17 protein-coding genes and 1 pseudogene are annotated in these 23,323 nt (G+C 66.3%); 10 read left to right on the top strand and 8 right to left on the bottom strand.

Annotated elements, in window-relative coordinates:
- The first annotated feature begins 22 nt into the window (after window positions 1-22).
- Entirely contained in the window at window positions 23-2,104 is a 2,082-nt protein-coding gene (locus RT688_RS12950; RefSeq protein WP_313705293.1) for a prolyl oligopeptidase family serine peptidase, read from the top strand.
- Between the two features lie 103 nt (window positions 2,105-2,207).
- Here the strand turns inward: RT688_RS12950 and RT688_RS12945 are convergent, their stop codons facing one another.
- Window positions 2,208-2,795: an acyl-homoserine-lactone synthase gene (locus RT688_RS12945; protein WP_313705292.1), complete on the bottom strand. Its 588-nt coding sequence runs from the start codon at window positions 2,793-2,795 to the stop codon at window positions 2,208-2,210.
- Between the two features lie 157 nt (window positions 2,796-2,952).
- Between RT688_RS12945 and RT688_RS12940 the strand changes: the two genes are divergently transcribed.
- Window positions 2,953-3,234 (top strand): helix-turn-helix transcriptional regulator, encoded by a 282-nt coding sequence (locus tag RT688_RS12940; protein ID WP_313705291.1) that lies wholly within the window; start codon window positions 2,953-2,955, stop codon window positions 3,232-3,234.
- Here the strand turns inward: RT688_RS12940 and RT688_RS12935 are convergent.
- On the bottom strand, window positions 3,209-3,937 hold the full coding sequence (locus RT688_RS12935; RefSeq protein WP_313705290.1) for a LuxR family transcriptional regulator: 729 nt from the start codon (window positions 3,935-3,937) through the stop codon (window positions 3,209-3,211). The two genes, RT688_RS12940 and RT688_RS12935, sit on opposite strands and share 26 nt — an antisense overlap.
- A gap of 397 nt (window positions 3,938-4,334) precedes the next feature.
- Between RT688_RS12935 and RT688_RS12930 the strand changes: the two genes are divergently transcribed.
- Together RT688_RS12930 and RT688_RS12925 are read left to right on the top strand one after the other, a co-directional pair.
- Complete coding sequence (locus RT688_RS12930; RefSeq protein WP_313705289.1) at window positions 4,335-9,248, top strand: response regulator; 4,914 nt, start codon at window positions 4,335-4,337, stop codon at window positions 9,246-9,248.
- Window positions 9,236-10,099, top strand: coding sequence for a CheR family methyltransferase (locus RT688_RS12925; RefSeq protein ID WP_313705288.1), 864 nt, complete (start codon window positions 9,236-9,238; stop codon window positions 10,097-10,099). Before RT688_RS12930 ends, RT688_RS12925 begins: the two co-directional genes overlap by 13 nt.
- 127 nt (window positions 10,100-10,226) lie before the next feature.
- On the opposite strand, the gene RT688_RS12920 is transcribed toward RT688_RS12925, so the two are convergent.
- The gene (locus tag RT688_RS12920) at window positions 10,227-11,090 is read right to left on the bottom strand and encodes a hypothetical protein (protein ID WP_313705287.1); all 864 of its coding nucleotides are present in this window, start codon (window positions 11,088-11,090) and stop codon (window positions 10,227-10,229) included.
- Window positions 11,091-11,174: 84 nt separating this feature from the next.
- The gene (locus RT688_RS12915; RefSeq protein ID WP_313705286.1) at window positions 11,175-11,801 is read right to left on the bottom strand and encodes a glutathione S-transferase family protein; all 627 of its coding nucleotides are present in this window, start codon (window positions 11,799-11,801) and stop codon (window positions 11,175-11,177) included.
- A gap of 208 nt (window positions 11,802-12,009) precedes the next feature.
- Here RT688_RS12915 and RT688_RS12910 point away from each other — a divergent pair, with 208 nt between their 5' ends.
- Window positions 12,010-14,688, top strand: coding sequence for a M1 family metallopeptidase (locus RT688_RS12910; protein ID WP_313705285.1), 2,679 nt, complete (start codon window positions 12,010-12,012; stop codon window positions 14,686-14,688).
- Between the two features lie 126 nt (window positions 14,689-14,814).
- Here the strand turns inward: RT688_RS12910 and glpD are convergent, their stop codons facing one another.
- Window positions 14,815-16,359 (bottom strand): glycerol-3-phosphate dehydrogenase, encoded by a 1,545-nt coding sequence (gene glpD / locus RT688_RS12905; protein ID WP_313705284.1) that lies wholly within the window; start codon window positions 16,357-16,359, stop codon window positions 14,815-14,817.
- A 316-nt stretch (window positions 16,360-16,675) separates the two neighbouring features.
- Here glpD and RT688_RS12900 point away from each other — a divergent pair, with 316 nt between their 5' ends.
- Together RT688_RS12900 and RT688_RS12895 are read left to right on the top strand one after the other, a co-directional pair.
- Window positions 16,676-17,311, top strand: coding sequence for a phosphohydrolase (locus RT688_RS12900; protein ID WP_313705283.1), 636 nt, complete (start codon window positions 16,676-16,678; stop codon window positions 17,309-17,311).
- Window positions 17,304-18,134, top strand: coding sequence for a Sir2 family NAD-dependent protein deacetylase (locus tag RT688_RS12895; RefSeq protein ID WP_313705282.1), 831 nt, complete (start codon window positions 17,304-17,306; stop codon window positions 18,132-18,134). The genes RT688_RS12900 and RT688_RS12895 overlap by 8 nt, the downstream gene beginning before the upstream one ends.
- Window positions 18,135-18,137: 3 nt before the next feature.
- Here the strand turns inward: RT688_RS12895 and RT688_RS12890 are convergent, their stop codons facing one another.
- From RT688_RS12890 to RT688_RS12880, 3 genes and pseudogenes are all read right to left on the bottom strand, one after another.
- On the bottom strand, window positions 18,138-18,458 hold the full coding sequence (locus tag RT688_RS12890) for a Dabb family protein (protein ID WP_313705281.1): 321 nt from the start codon (window positions 18,456-18,458) through the stop codon (window positions 18,138-18,140).
- A 406-nt stretch (window positions 18,459-18,864) separates the two neighbouring features.
- Window positions 18,865-20,975 (bottom strand): annotated as a pseudogene (locus RT688_RS12885) (ATP-dependent helicase).
- A gap of 443 nt (window positions 20,976-21,418) precedes the next feature.
- Complete coding sequence (locus RT688_RS12880; RefSeq protein WP_313705280.1) at window positions 21,419-21,634, bottom strand: hypothetical protein; 216 nt, start codon at window positions 21,632-21,634, stop codon at window positions 21,419-21,421.
- A gap of 195 nt (window positions 21,635-21,829) precedes the next feature.
- Between RT688_RS12880 and RT688_RS12875 the strand changes: the two genes are divergently transcribed.
- From RT688_RS12875 to RT688_RS12865, 3 genes are read left to right on the top strand one after another with little or no spacing between them, the layout of a single operon-like run.
- Complete coding sequence (locus RT688_RS12875; RefSeq protein ID WP_312547313.1) at window positions 21,830-22,006, top strand: hypothetical protein; 177 nt, start codon at window positions 21,830-21,832, stop codon at window positions 22,004-22,006.
- 35 nt (window positions 22,007-22,041) lie between these two features.
- A complete protein-coding gene (locus RT688_RS12870; RefSeq protein ID WP_313705279.1) occupies window positions 22,042-22,617 on the top strand; it encodes a chromate transporter in 576 nt (191 codons plus the stop codon).
- Window positions 22,614-23,201, top strand: coding sequence for a chromate transporter (locus RT688_RS12865; protein ID WP_313705278.1), 588 nt, complete (start codon window positions 22,614-22,616; stop codon window positions 23,199-23,201). Before RT688_RS12870 ends, RT688_RS12865 begins: the two co-directional genes overlap by 4 nt.
- The last annotated feature ends 122 nt before the right edge of the window (window positions 23,202-23,323 follow it).

The following is a 23,323-nucleotide window of genomic DNA, read 5'->3' as shown; positions in this document are numbered from 1 at the left end:
TACATACACCCAGATGCGAAAAATGGTAGCGAAAGCGGTACTCGGACTGGCGGCGCTCGGCGCCGCATCGGCACAGGCGCAGGCACAGGGCGGCGGGTCCGACCCGCATGGCTGGCTCGAAGACGTCGGCGGCGACAGGCCGCTGTCCTGGGTGCGCGCGCACAACGACGCGACCGAGCGCGAACTGGGCGGCGCCGTCCACGAAGCCCTGCGCGCGCGCCTGCAGACCATCCTCGACGCCAGGGACCGCATCCCCTACGCCGGCAAGCACGGCGACTGGCTGTACAACTTCTGGCGCGACGCCCATCACGTGCGCGGCATCTGGCGCCGCACCACCCTGGCCGAATACCGCAAGGAAGCGCCAGCCTGGGAAACCGTGATCGACCTTGACCAGCTGGCGCGCGACGAGCACGAAAACTGGGTCTGGGCCGGCGTGTCCTGCCTGGAGCCGCGCGGCGAGCGCTGCCTGGTGTCGCTTTCGCGCGGCGGCGGCGACGCCCGCGTGGTGCGCGAATTCGACCTCAAGGAGCGCGCCTTCGTGGCCGGGGGTTTCGCCCTGCCCGAGGCGAAGAGCAGCATCGGCTGGATCGACCGCGACACGATTTTCGTGGCCACCGACTTCGGCCCCGGTTCGATGACGAGCTCGGGCTACGCGCGCATCGTCAAGGAGTGGAAGCGCGGCGAGCCGCTGGCGAACGCGCGCACGGTCTTCGAAGCCGAGGCCACCGATCTCTCGGCCTCGGCCTGGAAGGATGCGACGCCCGGCTTCGAGCGCGAATTCGTGTCGCGCCAGATCGACTTCTACACGGGCGAACTGTTCCTGCGCGAAGGCGGCAAGCTGGTAAGGATCGACAAGCCGCGCGACGCCAACGCCTGGGCCGTGCGCGACCAGCTGCTGGTCGAACTGCGCTCGGACTGGGCCGTGAATGGCCGCAGCTGGCCGCAGGGCAGCCTGCTGGCGATCGACTTCGCCGCCTTCCTGCGCGGCGAGCGCAACTTCGAGGCGCTGTTTACGCCGAGCGCCACCACCTCGCTCGACGGCGTCGCCGTCACGAAGAACGCCCTGCTGCTCACGGTCCTCGACAAGGTCAAGAACCGCGTGGTCGAGCTGCGCCGCGACGGCAAGGCCTGGCAGCGGCGCGATGTCGCGGCGCCTGCCATCGGCACGCTCGCCGTGTCGGCGCTGGACGACGTCGAGTCCGACCAGTACTTCCTGACCGTGACCGACTTCCTGCATCCGAGCACGCTCTACCTGGGCCAGGTCGGGGCCGACGCGCGCGAGCGCCTGAAAGCCATGCCGGCCTACTTCGACGCCAGCCCCTACAAGGTCGAGCAGTTCGAAGCGCGCTCGAAGGACGGCACCATGGTCCCGTACTTCGTGGTCATGGCGCGCAAGGCGAAACTCGACGGCAAGAACCCGACCGTCCTGTACGGCTACGGCGGTTTCGAGGTGTCGCTCAAGCCATCCTACAGCGGCATGATCGGCAACGCCTGGCTCGACCAGGGCGGCGTGTACGTGCTGGCGAACATCCGCGGCGGCGGCGAATTCGGGCCGCGCTGGCACCAGGCCGCCCTGAAGGGCAATCGCCAGAAGGCCTACGACGACTTCATTGCCGTCGCCCAGGACCTCATCAAGCGCAAGGTGACCAGCCCGCGCCACCTCGGCATCATGGGCGGCAGCAACGGCGGCCTGCTGGTCGGCGCCGCGCTGACCCAGCGGCCGGACCTGTTCAACGCCGTGGTCTGCCAGGTGCCCCTGCTCGACATGCGCCGCTACCACCAGCTGCTGGCCGGCGCTTCCTGGATGGGCGAATACGGCGACCCGGACGACCCGAAGCAGTGGGAGTTCATCGGCAAGTACTCGCCCTACCACAACGTGTTCAAGGACAAGCACTATCCGCGCGTGCTGTTCACCACCTCGACCCGCGACGACCGTGTGCACCCGGGCCACGCGCGCAAGATGGCGGCCCTGATGCAGGACCAGGGCCACGACGTGCTGTACTGGGAAAACACCGAGGGCGGCCATGCCGGCGCCGCCAACAATGCCCAGACCGCGCGCATGTGGGCGCTGACCTATACCTTCCTGCTCAAGCAGCTGAAGTAGGCGGGCCGGGCCACGTAGGGTGGGCACGCCGTGCCCACCCTAGGTTTGCGTCGCAGTCCCCGCAGGCATCGCGACCACACCACCGTCGCGAACGCCGCCTCCCTCAGCTCGCCAGGCGCGTATCGAACAGCACCCGGCAGGTCGGCTCGATGTCGACGTACAGCGCGACCGCGGTCTCGACCCCGATCACCAGCGGCGGACCGAGGCGCTCGGTGACCACGCCGGCGCGGCGCAGCAGGCGCTCGATCGCGGTGGTGGTCACCGTGACGTAGCGTTCGATGCCCTGCTCGTGGCCGTAGCGGATGATCGCCGCGATCGACTCCATCGTGATTTCCGAGAAGCCGAAGTGGCCGCTGCCGCCGGTTTCGATGGCGAAGCGCGACAGTTCCCAAATGCGCTCGTGACAGGGCGCCGCCTGCCCGTGCAGCAGCTGGGCGAACGAGTCCTTGAGCATGTAGGGTCCTTCGGTCGGCAGCAGCCGCCAGCAGCCGCGCAGGACGCCGCCGCCGGGCTCGCGCATCATCATGTAGTGCGGTTCGAGCGCGTCGTAGCCGTCGATTTCCATGCCCGACAGGACCGGCACTTCCCAGCCCAAGCGGCCCTGGAACACCTTTGCGCGAAGGGTATGCATTTCCCACAAATCGCGGGACTTGAATTCGCGCCGTGCTGCGATATTGATCTGCAGTGCCATTTTCGTTCTCCCTGTGTCTTTAATGAAAAAGTATGCGAAGCGCATAAAGCGTCATGCAAACCGGGCAGATGCGGAACTAGCAGGACTGCTAGGTGGGCTGGGAGAAATAGCGGTGGAATACTAAAGCTTTGCTACTGAACAACGAGGAGACCGCACCATGCCGAACGATTTCGTCTGCGAATCCATGCTTGCCCGCCCGACCGTGCACTCGGCCGCGATGCCGGCCGTGCTGCCGCAACCGCCACGCGCCGCGCACGTGGACCTGCGACAGTTCCGCATCAGCAAGCGCGAGAGCCAGGAAAAATTCTGGGGTCGTTTCGGCGTGACCCAGTCGAGCGGCAGCCGATTCGAAACCGGGCTGGCGATTCCGGCGCCGGTCGCGATCCTGCTGAAGCTCTACGTCAACGGCAAGCTCAACGATGGCGATCTTCAGGGCTGATCAGCCCCAGCGCGATCGCCTTGACCACCGCCTGCTGGCGGGTATTGACGTTGAATTTCTGGCGCACGTTGGCCAGGTGGAAGTTGACGGTCGCCTCGGAGCAATTCGTAATTCTTGAAATTTCCCAGGACGACTTGCCCGCCATGACCCAGTTGAGCACTTCGAGCTCGCGCCGGGTCAGGCGCGGCGCGGTATCGCCACCGCCGGTGTCGCTGCCGCCGCCCAGGAAGCGGATCGCGGACGCGAACGCATAGTCGCGCACCAGGCTGAGGGACGGCATCACGTGCGCGATGGTCCGCGAAAAATCTCTGCCGGGTGGCGCATCCGACGCGAAACTGAGCACCCCGAACTCCCCGTTGGGCCCATGCACCGGCAAGGTCACGCCGGTACGGATGCCGTAGGCGCAGGCCTCCTCATAAAGTGCGCTGCCTTCCGCCCCGTCGAAGATGGCCGGCTCCCAGACGATCGGCAAGGTACTGCTCAGGCAATGTCCCACCGTTGGGTCGACATAGGCCAGGCGCGCCGCATCGTAGCGCTCGCGCCATGCGGACGAGTAATTACTGCGCAAGAATGCGCGTTCGAACTGGGCATGGCGCGAGCCGACCATGCCATACAGCACCTGATCGAAGCCGAGCTGGCGCGCCAGCCCGAACAGGATCTGGCTCCAACCGCCAGGGTCCTGCGTCTCCATCAGCTGCACCATTTGTGCAGTCTCAACCATAGTGCTCGCTTCTTTCTCAGTGATGAACTCTATATGCTAGTGCAAGGCGACTGCAAAAGCATGCATTGTGGCAATTTTAGCAAGATCCAGCTTGTTGTACAGACATGTTTGATGTCGCAGTTGCGCAACGACCATTGTTCAGTCACATCAACTGTGCGACCAGGAAAATCTATTTACGCTAACCTCCGCGCGCTTGTCCAATACTTATTTCAATTGTGCAAGAATCAAGCGCGTCAGGGGTTGACTTGATTTCACACAAGAGTATCTTTCAATAGTTTCTGTTTAACACTTTCTAATGCGCTCGTCCACGATTTTTCACCAGGACCGGCCTGAACAAGAACGCCGCACCAACCCTACCCAAAACGAGGAATGACCGTCGATGAACACTATGACCGACATGGCTGAACAGCTGGACGTCAAGCTCCTGCTGGCCACGCTGATGGCCCTGAAAAAGGGTGACTTCTCGGTACGCATGCCTTCCGACTGGACCGGCGTATCGGGCAAGATCGCCGACACGCTCAACGACATCATCGAGACCAAGCAGAAGATGGTGGAGACCGTGACCGAGGTGTCGCGCGTGGTCGGGCGCGAGGGCCACCTCACCCAACGCGCCGACGTGCCGGGCGTGGTCGGCGGCTGGGGCACCATCATCAGCTCGGTCAACACCCTCATCGACGACCTGGTGCGCCCGACCACCGAGATGGCGCGCGTCATCGGCGCGGTGGCGAAGGGCGACCTGTCGCAGACCATGGCGCTGGAAGTGGATGGACACCCGCTCAAGGGCCAGTACCTGCGCGCGGCGCAGACCGCGAACACGATGGTGGAACAGCTCTCCTCGTTCTCCTCGGAAGTGACGCGCGTGGCGCGCGAGGTGGGCACCGAGGGCAAGCTCGGCGGCCAGGCGCAGGTGAAGGGCGTGGCGGGTACCTGGAAGGACCTGACCGACTCGGTGAACTCGATGGCGGGCAACCTGACCTCGCAGGTGCGTAACATCGCGGAAGTGACGACCGCGGTGGCGAACGGCGACTTGTCGAAAAAGATCACGGTGGACGTGCGCGGCGAGATCCTGCAACTGAAGGACACCATCAACGTCATGGTGGACCAGCTGCGCTCCTTCGCTTCCGAGGTGACGCGCGTGGCGCGCGAGGTGGGAACCGAGGGTAAACTCGGCGGCCAGGCCTACGTGCCCGGCGTGGGCGGCACCTGGAAGGACCTGACCGACAACGTGAACTTCATGGCCTCGAACCTGACGGGCCAGGTGCGTAACATCGCGGCGGTGACGACCGCGGTCGCGAACGGCGACCTGTCCAAAAAGATTACCGTGGACGTGAAGGGCGAGATTCTCGAACTGAAGAACACGATCAACGTCATGGTGGACCAGCTGTCCTCGTTCGCTTCCGAGGTGACCCGCGTCGCGCGCGAGGTAGGTACCGAGGGCAAGCTGGGCGGCCAGGCGCAGGTGAAGGGCGTCGCCGGCACCTGGAAGGACTTGACCGACTCGGTGAACTCGATGGCGGGCAACCTGACCGGCCAGGTGCGTAACATCGCGGACGTGACGACCGCGGTGGCGAACGGCGACCTGTCGAAAAAGATTACCGTGGACGTGAAGGGCGAGATTCTCGAACTGAAGAACACCATCAACGTCATGGTGGACCAGCTGAACTCCTTCGCTTCCGAAGTGACCCGCGTCGCGCGCGAAGTGGGTACCGAAGGCCGTCTCGGCGGCCAGGCGAACGTGCCCGGCGTCGCCGGCACCTGGAAGGACCTGACCGACGGCGTGAACTCGATGGCGGGCAACCTGACCGGCCAGGTGCGTAACATCGCGGAGGTGACCACCGCGGTGGCGAACGGCGACCTGTCCAAGAAGATCACCGTGGACGTGAAGGGCGAGATTCTCGAACTGAAGAACACCATCAACGTCATGGTGGACCAGCTGTCCTCGTTCGCATCGGAAGTGACCCGTGTGGCGCGCGAGGTGGGTACCGAGGGTAAGCTCGGCGGCCAGGCCTACGTGCCGGGCGTCGGCGGCACCTGGAAGGACCTGACCGACAACGTGAACTTCATGGCCTCGAACCTGACGGGCCAGGTGCGTAACATCGCGGCGGTGACGACCGCGGTGGCGCGTGGCGACCTGTCGAAAAAGATCACCGTGGACGTCAAGGGCGAGATTCTCGAACTGAAGGACACCATCAACGTCATGGTGGACCAGCTGTCCTCCTTCGCTTCCGAGGTGACCCGCGTGGCGCGCGAAGTCGGTACCGAGGGTAAACTCGGCGGCCAGGCGAACGTGTCCGGTGTGGCCGGTACCTGGAAGGACTTGACCGAGAACGTCAACCAGCTGGCGGCGAACCTCACCAACCAGATGCGCGCGATCGGCGAAGTGGCGACCGCGGTGACCCGCGGCGACCTTTCGCGTTCGATCCAGGTGGAAGCGCGCGGCGAGGTGTCTTACCTGAAGGACAACATCAACGAGATGATCCGCAACCTGAAGGAGACCACGCAGAAGAACGCGCAGCAGGACTGGCTGAAGACCAACCTGGCGCGCTTCACGCGCCTGCTGCAGGGCCAGCGCGACCTGCAGGCGGTGACCAAGCTGATCCTGTCGGAACTGGCGCCGCTGGTCTCGGCCCACCACGGCGTGTTCTACATGATGGATTCGCAGGAGCTCGAACCGCGCCTGCGCATGATCGCCTCCTATGGCTACCGTTCCAGCCGCAAGCTGCCGACCTCCTTCCTGCCGGGCGAAGGCCTGGTGGGCCAGTGCGCGGTCGAGAAGACCCGCATCTGGCTGACCGACGTCCCGCGCGACTACATCGTGGTGTCCTCGGGCCTGGGCTCGGCGCCGCCGAACAACATCGTCGTGCTGCCGATCCTGTTCGAACAGCAGGTCAAGGCAGTGATCGAGATCGCTTCGCTCGACCGCTTCACCGAGACCCACCTGTCCTTCCTCGACCAGCTGATGGAGTCGATCGGCGTGGTCCTGAACACGATCGAGGCGAACAGCCGTACCGAGTCGCTGCTGACCCAGTCGCAGTCGCTGGCCCAGGAACTGCAACAGACCAACCAGGAACTGGCGGAAAAAGCGCGCCTGCTGTCCGAGCAGAACATCGAGGTGGAGCGCAAGAACCGCGAGGTGGAACAGGCGAAACTGGCGCTCGAGGAAAAGGCGACCCAGCTGGCCCTGTCCTCGAAGTACAAGTCCGAGTTCCTGGCCAACATGTCGCACGAATTGCGCACTCCGCTGAATTCGCTCCTGATCCTGGCCCAGCAGCTCTCCGACAACCCGGAAGGCAACCTGTCGGGCAAGCAGGTCGAATTCGCGAAGACCATCCATGGCTCGGGCTCCGACCTGCTGACCCTGATTAACGACATTCTCGACCTGTCGAAGATCGAGTCGGGCACGGTCACCCTGGACGTCTCGGAATACCGCTTCTCGAACCTGCGCAACTACGTCGACCGCACCTTCCGCCACATGGCCGAGGCCAAGCACCTGGGCTTCAAGGTGGAGCTGGCCGACAACCTACCGACCGCGGTGATGACGGACACGACGCGCCTGCAGCAGGTCCTGAAGAACCTGCTGTCGAATGCCTTCAAGTTCACCAGCCACGGCCAGGTGTCCCTGAACATCAGCCTGGTCACCAGCGGCTGGACCGCCGACCACCCGCACCTGCTGCACGCGGACGCGGTGCTGGCGTTCTCGGTCAGCGACACCGGCGTGGGCATCCCGGCCGACAAGCTGCAGCTGATCTTCGAGGCCTTCCAGCAGGCCGACGGCTCGACCGCCCGCAAGTACGGCGGCACCGGCCTGGGCCTGTCGATCTCGCGCGAACTGGCGCGCCTGCTGGGCGGCGAGATCCGCGTCGAGTCGACCGTCAACGCCGGCTCGACCTTCACCCTCTACCTGCCGTACAACCGCGCCGGCTTCATCAACTACGAACAGACCCGCCAGCCGCAGCCGGCGCGCCTGGCGCCGCCCAAGCCGACGCCGCAAACCCCGGTGGTGATTGCCGCCGGCAGGGACGACGACGGCGCCGTCGCCACCATCGAGGTGCCGGCGCCCTCCTCCGGCGGCCTGGTCGAATACGCATCGATGCTGGACGACCGCGGCCTGATCGCGCCGGGCGACCCTTCGGTGCTGATCGTCGAGGACGACGACCGCTTCGCCAAGGCGGTGCTGGAATTCGCCCGCGAGAAGAACTTCAAGGGCATCGTCACCCACCGCGGCGACTCGGCGCTGTCGCTGGCGCGCGACTACCTGCCGTCCGCGATCCTGCTCGACATCGACCTGCCGGACATCGACGGCTTCACGGTGCTCGACCGCCTGAAGCGCGACCCGAGCACCCGCCACATCCCGGTGCACGTGGTGTCGGCCCTGCGCGAACGCGAGCGCGCGCTGCGCCAGGGCGCGATCTCCTACCTGCACAAGCCGGTCGGACGCGAGGCGCTGCAGGAGGAGTTCACGCGCATCCAGAAGTTCCTGATGGGCGGCAAGCGTAGTCTGCTGGTGGTGGAGGACGATCCGGCCCAGCGCGACGCCATCGTCTCGCTGATCGGCAATACCGACCTGCACATCGCCACCGCGGGCGACGGCAAGGCGGCGCTCGATGCGCTGGACGGCGCCCACTTCGACTGCATGGTGCTCGACCTGACGCTGCCGGACATCTCGGGCTTCGACCTGCTCGACGAGATCGGCAGGAAGCCGGAGCTGCGCGACCTGCCGATCGTGATCTACACGGCCCAGGAACTGTCGCGCAAGGAGGTCACCAAGCTCAAGAAGTATGCGAAGACCATCGTCATCAAGGACGCGCGCTCGCCCGAGCGCCTGCTGGACGAGACCGCGCTGTTCCTGCACCGCTCGCACGCCTCGCTGCCCGAGCTGCAGCGCAAGATGCTGGAAGATATCCACGCCACCGACAGCGGACTGGCCGGGCGCAAGGTGCTGATCGTCGACGACGATTTGCGCAACATCTTCGCCCTGTCCTCGCTGCTGGAGCGCCAGCAGATGCAGGTGCTGTTCGCCGAGAACGGCCGCGACGGCATCGAGGTGCTGGAGAAGGACCCGGGCATCGAGATCGTCCTGATGGACATCATGATGCCGGAGATGGACGGCTACGACACGATGCGGGCAATCCGCCGCATCCCGAAGTTCAAGTCGCTGCCGATCATCACCCTCACGGCGAAGGCGATGAAGGGCGACCGCGACAAGTGCATCGCCGCCGGCGCCTCCGACTACATCACCAAGCCGGTCGACGTGGCCCAGCTGCTGTCGCTGATGCGGGTGTGGCTGCATTGAACGCGTTCGCCGGCGTCAGGGCGGCCTGCGCCACCGACCCGGCGGTCGAGGAACTGGAGATCGCGCTGCTGCTGGAAGCCCTGTTTCAGCGCCACGGCTACGATTTCCGCGACTACGACCGCCACCAGGTGCGGCGCAAGCTGCTCGCCGTCGTGCGGGAACGCGCCCTGAACACGGTGTCGGCGCTGCAGGAACGCGTGCTGCACGAGCCGGGCGCGGCCTCGCACCTGCTGCGCGCGCTGGCGGTGGCCCCGGCCACGCTGTTCGACAGTCCCGAGTGCGCCGGCCAAGCCCGCATCGCCCTCGGCGCCAGCCTGCGCCCGGCAGCCGTGCCCAAGGTCTGGCTGGCCGAGTGCGCCAGCGTGGGCGAAGCCTGGTCGCTGGCGATCCTGCTGGCCGAGGAAGACCTGCTGGCGCGCACCGAGATCTTCGCCACCCTGGCCAACGACGAACTGCTGGCCGAGGTGCGCGAGGCGAGCATCGACGCCGCCGAGCTGCCCGGGCTCCAGCAGAACTACGAGCGCAGCGGCGGCAGCGGGCGGTTATCCGACTACTTCGAGCTGCGCGACGGCCGCGCGCGCCTGCTGCCGCGCCTGCGCGCGCGCATCACCTGGGCGCAATACAACCTGGTGACGGACGCCTCCTTCAACGAATTCCAGGCCATCGTCTGCCGCCGCGCCCTGGCCGACTTCGGCCCGGTGCTGCGCCAGCGCGTGCTGCGCCTGTTCCACGACAGCCTGGCGCGCTTCGGGGTGCTGGGGATCGACCGCGAGCTCGCCCCCGGCGATGCGCATGCGGCGGATTATTTGCCGATTTTCGGACACCTGGCGTGGTACAAGCGGGTCGGCTAGATCACGACGCGGGAGCAGACCTGTAGGGTGGACGGGTATCCCGTCCACGCGTCCAACGTGCGCGTCCGACGCCGCGGGCTCGCATGAGACGGGGTGCGGCAACCTGGACCGTAAAGTCGGCCCAGCTTCAGCTCATGTATGCCTCTTTCGCCCGTGAAGCCAAGCCTTTGATCACCTCGAGATTATTCTCGAGGTCGCTTTCCTTGATCCTCAGTCGATATTGATTCCACTGCTTGTCATATGCCAGCACATCGATATCCGACTCGGCAATGATCTCGTTAATCTCATCCGTTTGTTCCAACTTCACATGGAGCAGCACAGCAGATTTCCTCGGAACAAAAGCAATAAAATTGTTTGCCATATTGTTCTTTGCCAAGCCAATGTAGTGCTTGTTGTATTTGAGGCTGTAATCGGAAGTGATGTCGCCCAAGGATGACATGATCTTTTCGGTGAGTCTCAGGCTTTCCTTCGTCGCCTTTCTTTCCCAGTAATCTTTATCGGTTGGCTCCGAGGCGCTCTCCTGTTCCAGCAGGTCGAACTTGTTCTCGTCCAAAACTTTCGTGAAGAACAAGGTGATGACGTCTCCGATCTTGACTGCTTTCACTTGAATAGCGATGAGGGGAATGAAACCGTTGAACAGCGAGATTACGTTGAGAAACCTGCTGGTGATATCTTCGGCCACAATCACGGCGCAGTGCTCGTATTGTGGATTCTTTTTTCGCTCGATATCCCAGTACTCGATGGTACGGATAATATGAGACTCGTCCGTTTTCCCGAGCTGTATCTCCACCTCGTAGCGTTTCTTGTACTCTGGATCGTAGAGGATGGTATCGAGACGTCCACCACCGATCAGAATTTTCTCGGTATCCCTGAAGTCCAGATCGCCCAGTCCCAGGATGGTTGGATCTTCTTCGATCCGCGCTTGCAGCCATTTTTCGTTGAATTGCGGGCTGTTCTTTAAACTGATTACCTCGGGCTTGATGTATTTCATCGATTTATTATGGTAATTAACGATGAGCGACGTGAGCGTTTCTGCAAAAGGCAACGCTCACGCAACAGCGATTTGTAAGCGCGACTACTTCGACGCCTGCGCGCTCGGCCTTGCAGCGATGCGGTCGCGCCAGGCCTGCAGGTGTGCCATCCCCTCCTCGCCCGGCTTGAACTTCAGCAGGCCGCGGCCGAACTCTAGCGCGCAGAAGGCGGTGATGTCGGCGATCGTGAAGCGTTCGCCGGCGACGTATTCCTGGCGCGCCAGCACCTGGTCGAGCCAGCGCGCGGTGATGCGCATCTTGTCGCCCTGGGCCGCGCCGAAGTCGGCGAACTGGGGCTGCTCGAGCACCGCCAGCGCCGGATGGGTGTGGCGCGCGCAGCTGGCCGTTTCGAGCAGCAGGTGTAACTCCATGCGGCGGTCGGCCATCTCGATGAAGGCGCGCTCCTCGAAGTCCTTGCCCATCAGGTTCGGCTCCGGCTGCAGGCCTTCGAGCCAGGTGCAGATCGCGCGCGTTTCGCTCAGCACGCGGCCGTCGTCGAGTTCGAGCGCCGGGACGCGGCCGAGCGGGTTCTTGGCCAGGTAGTCCGCATTGCGGTGCTCGCCCTTCATGATGTCGACCATCACGGTCTCGATGCCTGCGATGCCCTTCTCGGCGATGAACATGCTCACGCGGCGCGGATTGGGCGCGTAGCTGCTGAGGTAGAGTTTCATGGGTCTCCTTCGGTTTGTCGCGGATTTGTCGTTGTGCGGCGCGGGGGAACCGGGCCTGCTCCGATCATACCCCAGCCAGCCCTGGTTGGCGCCGGCAGGCTTGATAGATTGACATCGATATCCTTTGCCCGCAAGATGCCGGTGTCTCGATCCATGAAGCTGGCCGCCGTCCGCGCCACCGCCGCAGACCACTCGACGAAAGACTCCCATGCACCACAGCCTCATCGCCGCAGCCGCGGCGCTGGCCCTGGCCGGCGCCGCCCTGCCGGCCCATGCCGCTCCCTCGACAGTACCTCTCGCGGCCGCCGCCGAAGCGACCACCCAGCTCCCGCGCGGCGTGCGCCCGCTGCACTACGACATCGCGATCACGCCCGATGCGCAGGCCGCCAGCTTCGCGGCCCGGGTCGCGATCGAGCTCGAGGTGCTCGCGCCGACCCGCGACATCACGCTCAACGCGGCCGAGCTGCGCTTCCTGGGTGCGACCCTCACGCCAGGGGCCGGCGGCGCGGCGCAGGACGCGCGCATCGCGGTCGACGCGGCGGCGCAGACCGCGACCTTCAGCTTCTCCAGGCCGCTGGCGAAGGGACGCTACCGCCTCGCGCTCGACTATACCGGCGTGGTCCAGACCCAGGCGGCCGGCCTGTTCTCGCTCGACTACGACAGCGCGCAGGGGAAAAAGCGCGCCCTGTTCACCCAGTTCGAGAATTCCGACGCGCGCCGCATGATTCCCTCCTGGGACGAGCCGGCCTACAAGGCCAGCTTCGCCCTGCAGGCCACGATCCCGGCCGGGGAGATGGCCGTCAGTAACATGCCGGTGGCGCAGGCCACGACGCTGCCCGACGGCCGGGTGCGCGTGCGCTTCGCCGATTCGCCGAAGATGTCGACCTACCTGCTGTTCTTCGCGCTGGGCGACTTCGAGCGCGCCACGGCGAACGTCGACGGCACCGAACTGGGCGTGGTGACCCGCCGCGGCGCCCTGGCCCAGGCGCGGTTCGCGCTCGACGCCTCGCAGGACATCCTGCGCGAGTACAACGATTACTTCGGCGTGCGCTATCCCCTGCCCAAGCTCGACAACGTGGCCGGCCCCGGACGCAGCCAGTTCTTCTCGGCCATGGAAAACTGGGGCGCGATCTTCAGCTTCGAGTACGCGCTGCTGCTCGACCCGGCGATCTCGACCCAGGTCGACCGGCAGGAGATCTTCGCCACCGCCGCCCACGAGATGGCGCACCAGTGGTTCGGCAACCTGGTCACGATGCGCTGGTGGGACGACCTCTGGCTCAACGAGGGCTTCGCCTCCTGGATGGAAGGCCGCATGACGGCGCGCCTGCATCCCGAATGGAACACGGCGCTGAACGCCGTGCGCAGCCGCGACCACGCGATGGCGCGCGATTCGGTGGTGACCACGCACCCGGTGGTGCAGCACGTCGAGACGGTGGAACAGGCCAGCCAGGCCTTCGACGAGATCACCTATTCGAAGGGCGAAGCGGTGATCCGCATGCTGGAGGCCTACGTCGGCGAGGATGCCTGGCGCCGCGGCGTGCGCGCCTACCTGCGCGAACACGCCTACGGCAACACGGTCTCGAACGACCTGTGGCGGCACATCGAGCGCGCCGCCGCCAAGCCGGTGACGGCGATCGCCCACGACTTCACGCTGCAGCCGGGCGTGCCGCTGATCCGCGTGGCCGACCCGGTATGCAAGGACGGGCGCAGCACGGTGGCGCTGGCCCAGGGCGAGTTCTCGCGCGACCAGCCCGGACGCAAGCCCCTGTCCTGGCGCGTGCCGGTCATCGCCCAGGTGGTCAGCGCAGGATCGGGCGCCGGCGCCGGCGCGCAAGGCGGCACGCTGGTGGCCGGCGGCAAGGGCACGCTGTCGCTGCCCGGTTGCGGCGCCGTCGTCGTGAACGCCGGCCAGAGCGGCTACTACCGCACCCTGTACGCGCCAAAGGCCTTTGCCCGGTTGAGCGCCGGCTTCGCGGCGCTGGCCCCGATCGACCAGCTCGGCCTGCTCTCGGACAGCTGGGCGCTGGGCATGGCCGGGCTGCAGCCGGCCTCCAGCTTCCTCGACCTGGCGCGCGCCACGCCGCTCGACGCCGAGCCCCAGGTCTGGAGCCGGATCGCCGCGACCTTTGCCCAGATCCACGCCCAGTACGACGCCGCCGATCCCGGGCGCCAGCGCTTCGCGGACTATGCGGTGGCGCGCCTGGCGCCGGTGATGGCGCGCATCGGCTGGAACGCCCAGGCGGGCGAAGCCAGCTCGCGCGTCAACCTGCGCGGCGACCTGATCGAGATCCTCGGCCAGCTCGGCGACCGCGCGACCATCGCCGAGGCGCGGCGCCGCCATGCGGCGATGGAGCGCGATCCGCAAGCCGTGCCGCCCGGGCTGCGCAAGAGCATCCTGGCGGTGGTGGCCCAGCACGCCGACGCGCCGACCTGGGAAGCGCTGCGCGAGGCCGCGCGCGCCGAGACCTCGCCGCTGGTCAAGGACACCATGTACGGCCTGCTCGCCAGCGCCACCGACCCGCTGCTGGCCCGGCGCGCGCTGGCCCTGGCGCTCACCGACGAGCCGGGCGCGACCATCGGCGCGGACATGATCGCCACCGTGGCCGGGAATTATCCGGAGATGGCCTTCGACTTCGCGATCGCCAACATGGCGGCCGTCAACCAGCGCGTCGACGCCACCTCGCGCAGCCGTTATTTCCCGATGCTGGCGCGCGCTTCGTCCAGCAGCGAGATGGTCGGCAAGGTGCGCGCCTATGCCGAGAAGCACCTGGCGCCGGAGGCCAGGCGCGATGCCGAGACCGCGGTCGCGGCGATCGAGGACCGCCTGAAGGTGCGCGCCCAGCGTGTGCCGGAAATCGACGGCTGGCTGCAGCGCAACGGCATCTGATGGGGTGATGCGCCGGGGTGCTCCACTGCGGCGATCCACCGCTGCGGTCCGCTGCGATCCGCCGCCACCGCGTTCGGGGCGGAACGCCGCTCCGGTTCGGCGCAGCGTGTCCGCCCTGCTCCGTGCTCAGAAAGCCGGGGCCGGCTGGCGCGCGACGAGCCACTCGTCCAGCCGGCTGGCGCTGCCGGGCGCGACGTGCAGGCCGAGCTTGCTGCGCCGCCAGAGGATGTCGGCGGCGCAGCGCGCCCATTCGTGGGTCACCAGGTAGGCGATCTCGGCCGCGTACAGGCCGGGCACGACTTCCTGTCCCAGGTCGGCCAGCTTGTCGCGGCGCGCCAGCAGGGTGTCGATGCGGGTGCCGTAGGCGCGCGCGTAGCGCTGCAGCAGTTGCGGCGGCAGCCAGGGATAGCGCGCGGCCTGGGCGGCGGTCCAGGCGCCGAACTCCAGCACGCCGCGCTTGTCCGGACGCTGTCCGGCCACGTCGCCGCCCGGCAGGCAGGCGCCGGCGGTCCAGGCCGGGGCCGGCTTGCCCAACGCGGGCCCGATCCAGTCGACGGCCTGCTCGGCCAGCTTGCGGCAGGTGGTGATCTTGCCGCCGAACACAGACAGCAGCGGCGCGCCGGCGGTGCTGGTCTCCAGCCGGAAGTCGCGCGTGGCCGCCTGGGCGCTGGCCGCCGCATCCTCGACCAGCGGGCGCACGCCGGCGTAGCTCCAGACCACGTCGCTCGGGGTTACCGCGCGCACGAAATAACGGTTCGCCAGCTGGCACAGGTAAGCCACTTCCTCGGGGCTGGCCGCCACCTTGTCGGGGTCGCCCTGGTAGTCGACGTCGGTGGTGCCGATCAGGGTGAAGGCGCCCTCGTAGGGCAGCGCGAACACGATGCGCCCGTCGGGATGCTGGAAGATGTAGGCATGGGGATGCTCGAACAGGCGCGGCACCAGGATGTGGCTGCCCTTGATCAGGCGCAGCGCGCGGCCGCCGGGCAGGTCGGGCATGGCGTCGAGAAAGCGCGCGGCCCAGGGGCCGGCGGCATTCACCAGGCAACGCGCATGCACCCGCAGCTGGCTGTCGCCGCCGTCCAGGGTGGCGCTCCAGTGGGTCGCGTGGCGCTGCGGCGCAAGGCATCGGGTGCGCGTGAGGATGGTCGCGCCGCGCTCGCAGGCATCGAGCGCGTTCAGCACCACCAGGCGGGCGTCGTCGACCCAGCCGTCGGAATACATGAAGCCGCGCGCGTAGCGCGCCTGGAGCGGCGCGCCGGCCGGGTGGCTGCGCAGGTCGAGCGCGTGCGAGCCGGGCAGGAATTCGCGCCGCGCCAGCCGGTCGTAGAGGAAAAGGCCGGCGCGGATCAGCCAGGCCGGGCGTGCGCCCCCGCTTTCGTCGTGCGGCATGACGAAGCGCAGCGGGCGCATGATGTGGGGCGCGCTGCGCAGCAGCACCTCGCGCTCGACCAGCGCCTTGCGCACCAGGCCGAACTGGTAGTGCTCGAGGTAGCGCAGGCCGCCATGGATCAGCTTGCTAGAAGCCGAGGAGGTGTGCTGGGCCAGGTCGTCCTTTTCGCACAGGACCACGCGCAGCCCGCGCCCGGCGGCGTCGCGCGCGATGGCCGCGCCGTTGATGCCGCCGCCGACGACCAGCACGTCGCAATCGATCCGCCCTTGCGTACTGTCCACCCCGTTCTCCCGAAAACCGCACCCTAACACGAGCGCCTAACAAAACCTCCATGGCGGCGTTGCATCGTCTCGCCGTACAGATGTACTGTCTTCGACGCTGCGCCTTGCCCTGAAGGTTTTGTTAAGCGCTCTCAGTGTAGGCCCGCTGGATGCCGCCATGTTCGCATGGATCAAGGCCGACGGTTCACCGCGCCGATGTGTAAAATCGGGACATCGACACCACGAGGAATCACGGAGAATGCATGCTTGACACGAAGCGGTCCCCCAACCGTCCCTGCCGCAACCGTGGCAAGGCCACTGCCGCGGATTCCGCTTGATGTTGCAGCAACGCGCCTGGGTGCGCATGCCCTCCGGCAAGCGCCTCGACCTGCTCAATCCCACCCCTTTCGACTGGGACGATGCCGACCTCGCCCTCGGCCTGGCCCGCACCTACCGCTGGGGCGGCCACTCGGCCTGGCCGCTGCCGCTGTCGGTGGCCCAGCACTCGATCACGGTGATGCTGCTGCAGCGCGCCGCGCTCGGCGGCCGCGTCGACCCGCTGCTGGAGTTGCGCGAGCTGCTGCACGATGCCGAGGAAGGCCTGCTCGGCTTCGACGCGCTGTCCGTCATCAAGCCCTTCCTCGGCGAGGGTTTCCGTGCGCTCACGAAACGGCTCGAACACGTGGTCTTCCTGCGCTACGGCCTGCCCTCCTGGACCGCGGCCGAGCACGCGCGCCACAAGCGCGCCGACCGCCTGGCCGCCGCCAGCGAGGCGGTGCACGTGGCCGGCTGGTCGCGCGACGAGGTGCGGCGCACGCTGAAGATCCGCGCCGCCGTGCTGGAGGACGATCCCCTGGCCGCCGTCTACGGCGGCGCGCCCTGGGAGCCGTGGCCGCCGGCGCTGGCCTGCGAGCGCTTCCTGGCGGAACTGGACAGGTTGACGCGCCTGATCAGGGAGGGAGAACATGCTTGAAGAGGACATCGAACGCGCGGCGGCGCTGATAGCCGGCGCCGAGGCGCTCATGATCTGCGCCGGCGCCGGCATGGGCGTCGACTCGGGGCTGCCCGACTTTCGCGGCGACAGCGGCTTCTGGCGCGCCTATCCGGCGCTGGGACAGGCGCGCATCCCCTTCCACGAGATCGCCAACCCGGCCAGCTTCGGCACCGACCCGGCGCTGGCCTGGGGTTTCTATGGCCACCGCCTGGCCCTGTACCGCGCCACGCGGCCGCACGCCGGCTTCTCCATCCTGCGCGACTGGGCGCGCGCGAAACCCGGGGGCGCTTTCGTGTTCACCAGCAACGTCGACGGCCAGTTCCAGCGCGCCGGCTTCGGCGAGGACCAGGTCGTCGAATGCCATGGATCGATCCATCACCTGCAATGCAGCCGGCCTTGCGGCGAGGCGATCTGGCGCGCCGACGCGTTCGCGCCCGAGGTCGACGCCGCCGCCTGCCGCCTGCTGGGCGAGGCGCCGCGCTGCCCGCGCTGCGGCGCGCTGGCGCGGCCCAACATCCTGATGTTCAACGACGGCGGCTGGATCGCCACGCGCACCGAGGCCCAGTACGCGCGCCTGCGCGCCTGGCGCGAGACGGCCGGCAAGCTGGTCGTGATCGAACTGGGCGCGGGCGTGGACATTCCGTCGGTGCGCCGGATGAGCGCGCTGCAACGCGCGCCGCTGGTGCGCGTCAACCCGCGCGCGCCGCAACTGGAAGGCGCTACCGGCGTCGCCCTGCCGCTCGGGGCGCTCGAGGCCTTGCAGCGTATCCGTGGGCGTCTCGATGCGGACGCGGACGGTTGACGCTTATTGCGCCCAGTAGTCCAGTACCAGCGAGCGCGCCAGGCTCTTGCCCAGCGTGCCCACGAAACGCTCGTGCGCCGGGTGCACCAGGTAGCCGTCGCGGTCCTGGGCGCTGGCGAAAGTCAGCGTGAAGCAGTGGGTGAAGCCGTCGTTCAGCCCTTCCGGACTGACGTTCGTGCCCCACTCGTAGGCGACGATGCCGGGAATGGCTTGCGGCAGCGTGGCGAAATCGGCGACGATGGCGTCGACTTCCCCGGCGCTGGCGTCGTCCCTGAACGCGAACAGCACGACATGGCGCAGGCAAGTGTTGGAATTGGTGGACATGGCACTCGACAATGGCAAAGGGATGCGTCATCTTACACAAACGGCCTCCCAGGCTATTTTCGCTAGAATTGACGTGCGTCAATTCTAGTTTTGATCTCGCTCCGTAAGTCCTTGATCTAATTAGGATAACGCCGATATCCACAAGAAATGTGGATAACTATGTGGAAAAGCACATCTTGACAAGCCGGAAGTGCAGTATTGATGCGGGTTTCAACAAAATGCCCATTCGGAAGGCAAAAATAAGCCCCTTATAAATCAAAGACTTGCACGATACCTTCCGGGCTGTTGTAAGACTTTATCGGAAGATTCCTACAAAAAAACTGCGCGGGGGATAAGTCAGCCGGTCAGCTGCCTGGAAGTCCGGTCTTCAGCCCTCTTTCCTCCTCTAAGCGGCATGATCGCCGCCTTATTTCCACGCGTTCCTGGCGCGCTCGCGCACCAGCATCCGTACGCTGTCCGGCATTGGCTTCCTCGACTGCAACTTCTCGGCCGTGATCCACACGCATTCCTCGAAATGTTTCAGCATTGCCGGCGTGAGGAAGCGGGTGCGCGTCGCGTAGACGTGGCGGTCGCCCATCTGCGCCTGCTGCTTGACGAAGAAGCGGTTCGGCACCACCAGGTGCAGGTGCTCTTTCGCGCGTGTCATCGCCACGTACAACAGGCGCCGCTCTTCCTCGATGTCCTCGGCGCTGCCGGTGCTCATGTCGGAAGGGATGCAGCCGTCGACCACGTTCAGCACGTGGACCGACTTCCATTCCTGCCCCTTGGCCGAGTGGATGGTCGACAGGACCACGTAATCCTCGTCCAGCAGCGGCGGGCCGGCGCGGTCGCTGGTCGCTTCCGGCGGATCGAGCGTGATCTCGGCCAGGAAACTCTCGCGGCTGCCATAACCGCCGGCAAGCTGGGTCAGCTGTTCGAGGTCGGCTGCGCGCACTGGGGCGTCGTCGTGCAGCCGCTCCAGGTGCGGCAAGTACCAGTCCCTGGCCAGCTCCAGGTCCGCCGGCCAGCGCAGCCCGGGCGTGCGCAGGCGCCGGTAGAGGGCGACGAATGCCTGCCAGTCGCCCTGGGCCCTGGCCGGCGCCTCGAAGGCCTCGACCGCCTGCGCGGCCTCGGGCGCCGCGGCGACGGCGTCGAGCAGCCGCGTGGCGGTGGCCGGACCGATGCCGGGGATCAGTTGCGCCACGCGGAAACCGGCCAGCCGGCCGCTCGGGTTCTGGGCGAAGCGCAGCACCGCCAGCACGTCCTTAATGTGCGAGGCTTCCAGGAATTTCAGGCCGCCGAACTTCACGAAAGGAATGTTGCGGCGCATGAGTTCGAGCTCCAGCGCCGCGCTGTGGCTGGCGGCGCGGAACAGCACCGCCTGGGCGGTAAGCTTGATGCCGGCTTCGCGCTGCTCGAGGATGCGGTTGCAGACCCAGCGCGCCTGTTCGGCCTCGTCGGGAATCAGCACCAATTGCGGCAGGCTGCTTGCGGCCTTGTCCGTCCACAGGGTCTTGGCGTGGCGCTCGAGCGCGGCCGCGATCACGGCGTTCGACGCGTCCAGGATCGGCTGGGTCGAGCGGTAGTTGCGGTCCAGCGTGATCACCTCGGCCGGCTGCGAGAACTGTTTCGGGAAGTCGAGGATGTTGCGCACCGTCGCGCCGCGGAAGGAGTAGATGGACTGGGCATCGTCGCCGACCACCATCACGCCCCGGCCATCGGGCTTCATGCCGGTGATGATCGCCGCCTGCAGGCGGTTGGTGTCCTGTATTCGTCGACCAGCACGTGGTCGAACAGCGCGCCCAGTTCCGGCCCCAGTTCGGGATCAAGCGCCATCTCGGCCCAGAACAGCAGCAGGTCGTCGTAGTCGAGCACGTTCTGCTCCTGCTTGGCGTCGACGTAGGCGCCGAACAGGCGCTTCAGCTCGTCTTCCCATTCGCTGCACCAGGGAAAGGTACCCTGCAGGACCTGGGCGAGCGGCTCGCGCGAATTGACCACGCGCGAATAAATGGACAGGCAGGTGCCCTTCAGCGGGAAACGCTTCTGGGTCTGGGTCAGGCCGATTTCGTGGCGCACCAGGCCCATCAGGTCCTCGGCATCGCCGCGGTCGTGGATGGTGAAGGACGCGTCCAGGCCGATGCGGCCGGCGAACTCGCGCAACAGGCGCGCGCCGATGCTGTGGAAGGTGCCGGCCCAGGGCAGCGTCGTGACCTGGGCCGTCGCATGGCCAGCGCTGCCCATGATGCGCTGCAGGACGTTGCCGGCGCGCCGGGTCATCTCGTTGGCCGCGCGCCGCGAGAAAGTCAGCAGCAGGATGCGCTGGGGGTCGGCGCCGCCCTGGATCAGGCGCGCCACCCGGTGCGCCAGGGTATTCGTCTTGCCCGAACCGGCGCCGGCCACCACCAGCAGCGGCCGCGCGGCCGGCGCCCCGATGTCGTGCTCGACGGCGGCGCGCTGCGCGGGATTCAGGCTGGCGAAAGGATCGGCGGCGGTCGTGAGGTCGGGCGGGTTCGTTGGCGTGGCGGCGGCGACAGTCATGGAAGGAAGGACAAGGAGCGGACAGCTCGACTGTACATTTGTCCAGTATGCTTTCGCAAGTGCATTTTGCATTCCATATCGACAAGCCTGTGGCGAAAAGCACGCACCCACTCGGCGGCCACTTCAAACGTTTCCCTAACAAGCTGTGCTAAGTGGGCGAATCTAAAGGGCTTTTCGGGATATCCACAAAGTTTGTGAATAACTTTGTGGAAAAGCTAGGGCTTGACATCGCGAAAGCGCGGCAGGATGCGGGTTTCAATAAACTGCCCAAACGGCGTGCAATGCCGAACACAAGCAAAATCAATGACTTGCGCGCATTTCCGCAGACTGGTCCGCAACAATGCTGGAATTAAAAAAAAGAAATTTTTGTGTATAAGCGACGCCTTGGCGTCGCCACAAAGATGCGTTTTTGATATCAGATATCCAAACTGTAGAGCAACTTTTTATTGCCTGGCGCGGCGCCGCCCCGGTTCCAGCAAGACCCGTTCGATGACGGCACGTCCGACGTTGCGCGAACGCAGGTACTCGACCGCGGACATCGTGTTGGCATTCGACTGGACCGCGATCCCGTCATCGACGATGATGCGCTGCCGGACATCGGTACGGGCCTCGCCCGCCACCATGGCGGCGACGCCGCCTGGGTCTGCAATCTGCTCCATCCTTCCCCCGCCTTGTCGTAGTTAAACTCCTTGCGTAAGGAGTATTGATCAAGAAACGATAATGTCAATGTCATTTTTCCATCGAAAAACAAAAATGCGGCTGGCAGGCCCGGCTTCCTCCATCCTTGCGCCATGCATTTCCCAGGACGCCTAGAATGGCCGCGCTGTTCCCATCAACCCACCAGCGAGGCATCCATGAGCACGACATCTCAACCGGATATGAACCCTGGCGACGAAGCCGCGCCCGGCACGCCCGGCGCCGGCGAAGACATCTGCGACGCCTGCTCCGGCAGCGGCAAGCAGGCCGACGGCAAACCCTGTCCCCAGTGCGGCGGCAGCGGCAAGGTCATGCGCGGCATCGGAGGCGGTTAGTTGCGTAGCGGCAATATCAAGGCGATAATCGCCGCATGACGACCGAGCCAGCCAACGACCATCCACGTCCCGCTTCCCTGCCCGATCTGTTCGTCGCGTTCACGCTGCTGGCCCTGCAGGGCTTCGGCGGCGTGATGGCGGTCGTCCAGCGCGAGCTGGTCGACCGCCGGCGCTGGCTGACCCAGGACGAATTCATGGAGGACTGGGCGGTGGCCCAGATCATGCCGGGACCGAACGTGGTCAACCTGTCGATGATGATCGGCGCGCGCTACTTCGGCCTGGCCGGCGCCATGACCGCCCTGGCCGGGCTGCTGGCGGCGCCGCTGGTCCTGATCCTGCTGCTGGCCACCGTCCATGCGCGCTTTGCCGGCAACCCCTTCGTGGCCGGCGCCCTGCGCGGCATGGCGGCGGTATCGGCCGGACTGATCGCGGCCACTGGCCTGAAACTTTCCGCGACGCTGGCGCGCAATCCGATGCCGCTGGCCTGGTGCCTCGCCATCGGCGCGCTCGCCTTCGTGCTGCTGGCCATGGTCAAGGCGCCGCTGGTCTACGTGCTGCCGGTCCTGGGCGGCCTCGGCTGCATCCTGACCTACCGGAAGCTGAAGTCATGAGCGTCCAGGCGGTCGAGCTGAGCCTGTCCTGGCACGACTGGCTCAACCTGTTCGCGCACTACCTGATGCTGTCCCTGATGTCGCTCGGCGGCGCGATCGCGACCACCACGGAAATGCACCGCTTCCTGGTCGAGCAGCATGGCTGGCTGACCCAGGCCCAGTTCAACGATTCGATCGCCCTGGCCCAGGCCTCGCCCGGCCCGAACGTATTGTTCGTGGCGCTGATGGGCTGGCAGGTCGGCATGAACGCCGGCAGCACCGCGGCCGCCTTCCTCGGCGTCGCGACCACGATGATCGGCATCATGCTGCCCTCGACCGTCTTCACCTACCAGGTCGCCCAATGGGGCCACCGCAACCGCGAACTGCGCGCCGTGCGCGCCTTCAAGCAGGGCATGGCGCCGGTGGTGATCGCGATGCTGCTGTCGACGGCCTGGATCCTGGCCAGCTCGGGTGCGCGCGGCGGCGCCGACTGGCCGTTGTGGCTGCTGGCCGCCGCGAGCTGCGTGGTGGTGTGGCGCACGAATATCCACCTGCTGTGGGTGCTGGGGACCGGGGCCGTGCTGGGGGCGTTCGGGTTGGTGTGAACGCTGGCGCGCCGCTTTTCGCCAGATCGCACTGCCGCGCGGTGGGTTCGAGAACCCACCCTACACCGCTTTTTACGTAGGGTGGGTTCTCGAACCCACGCGGTACGGCACACGATCAATCG

The organism is Massilia sp., assembly GCF_032106685.1.
Taxonomy (GTDB): Bacteria; Pseudomonadota; Gammaproteobacteria; order Burkholderiales; family Burkholderiaceae_D; genus Telluria.
Note: the sequence above shows the minus strand (reverse complement) of the source record. Positions and strands in the feature narration are given on the sequence as shown.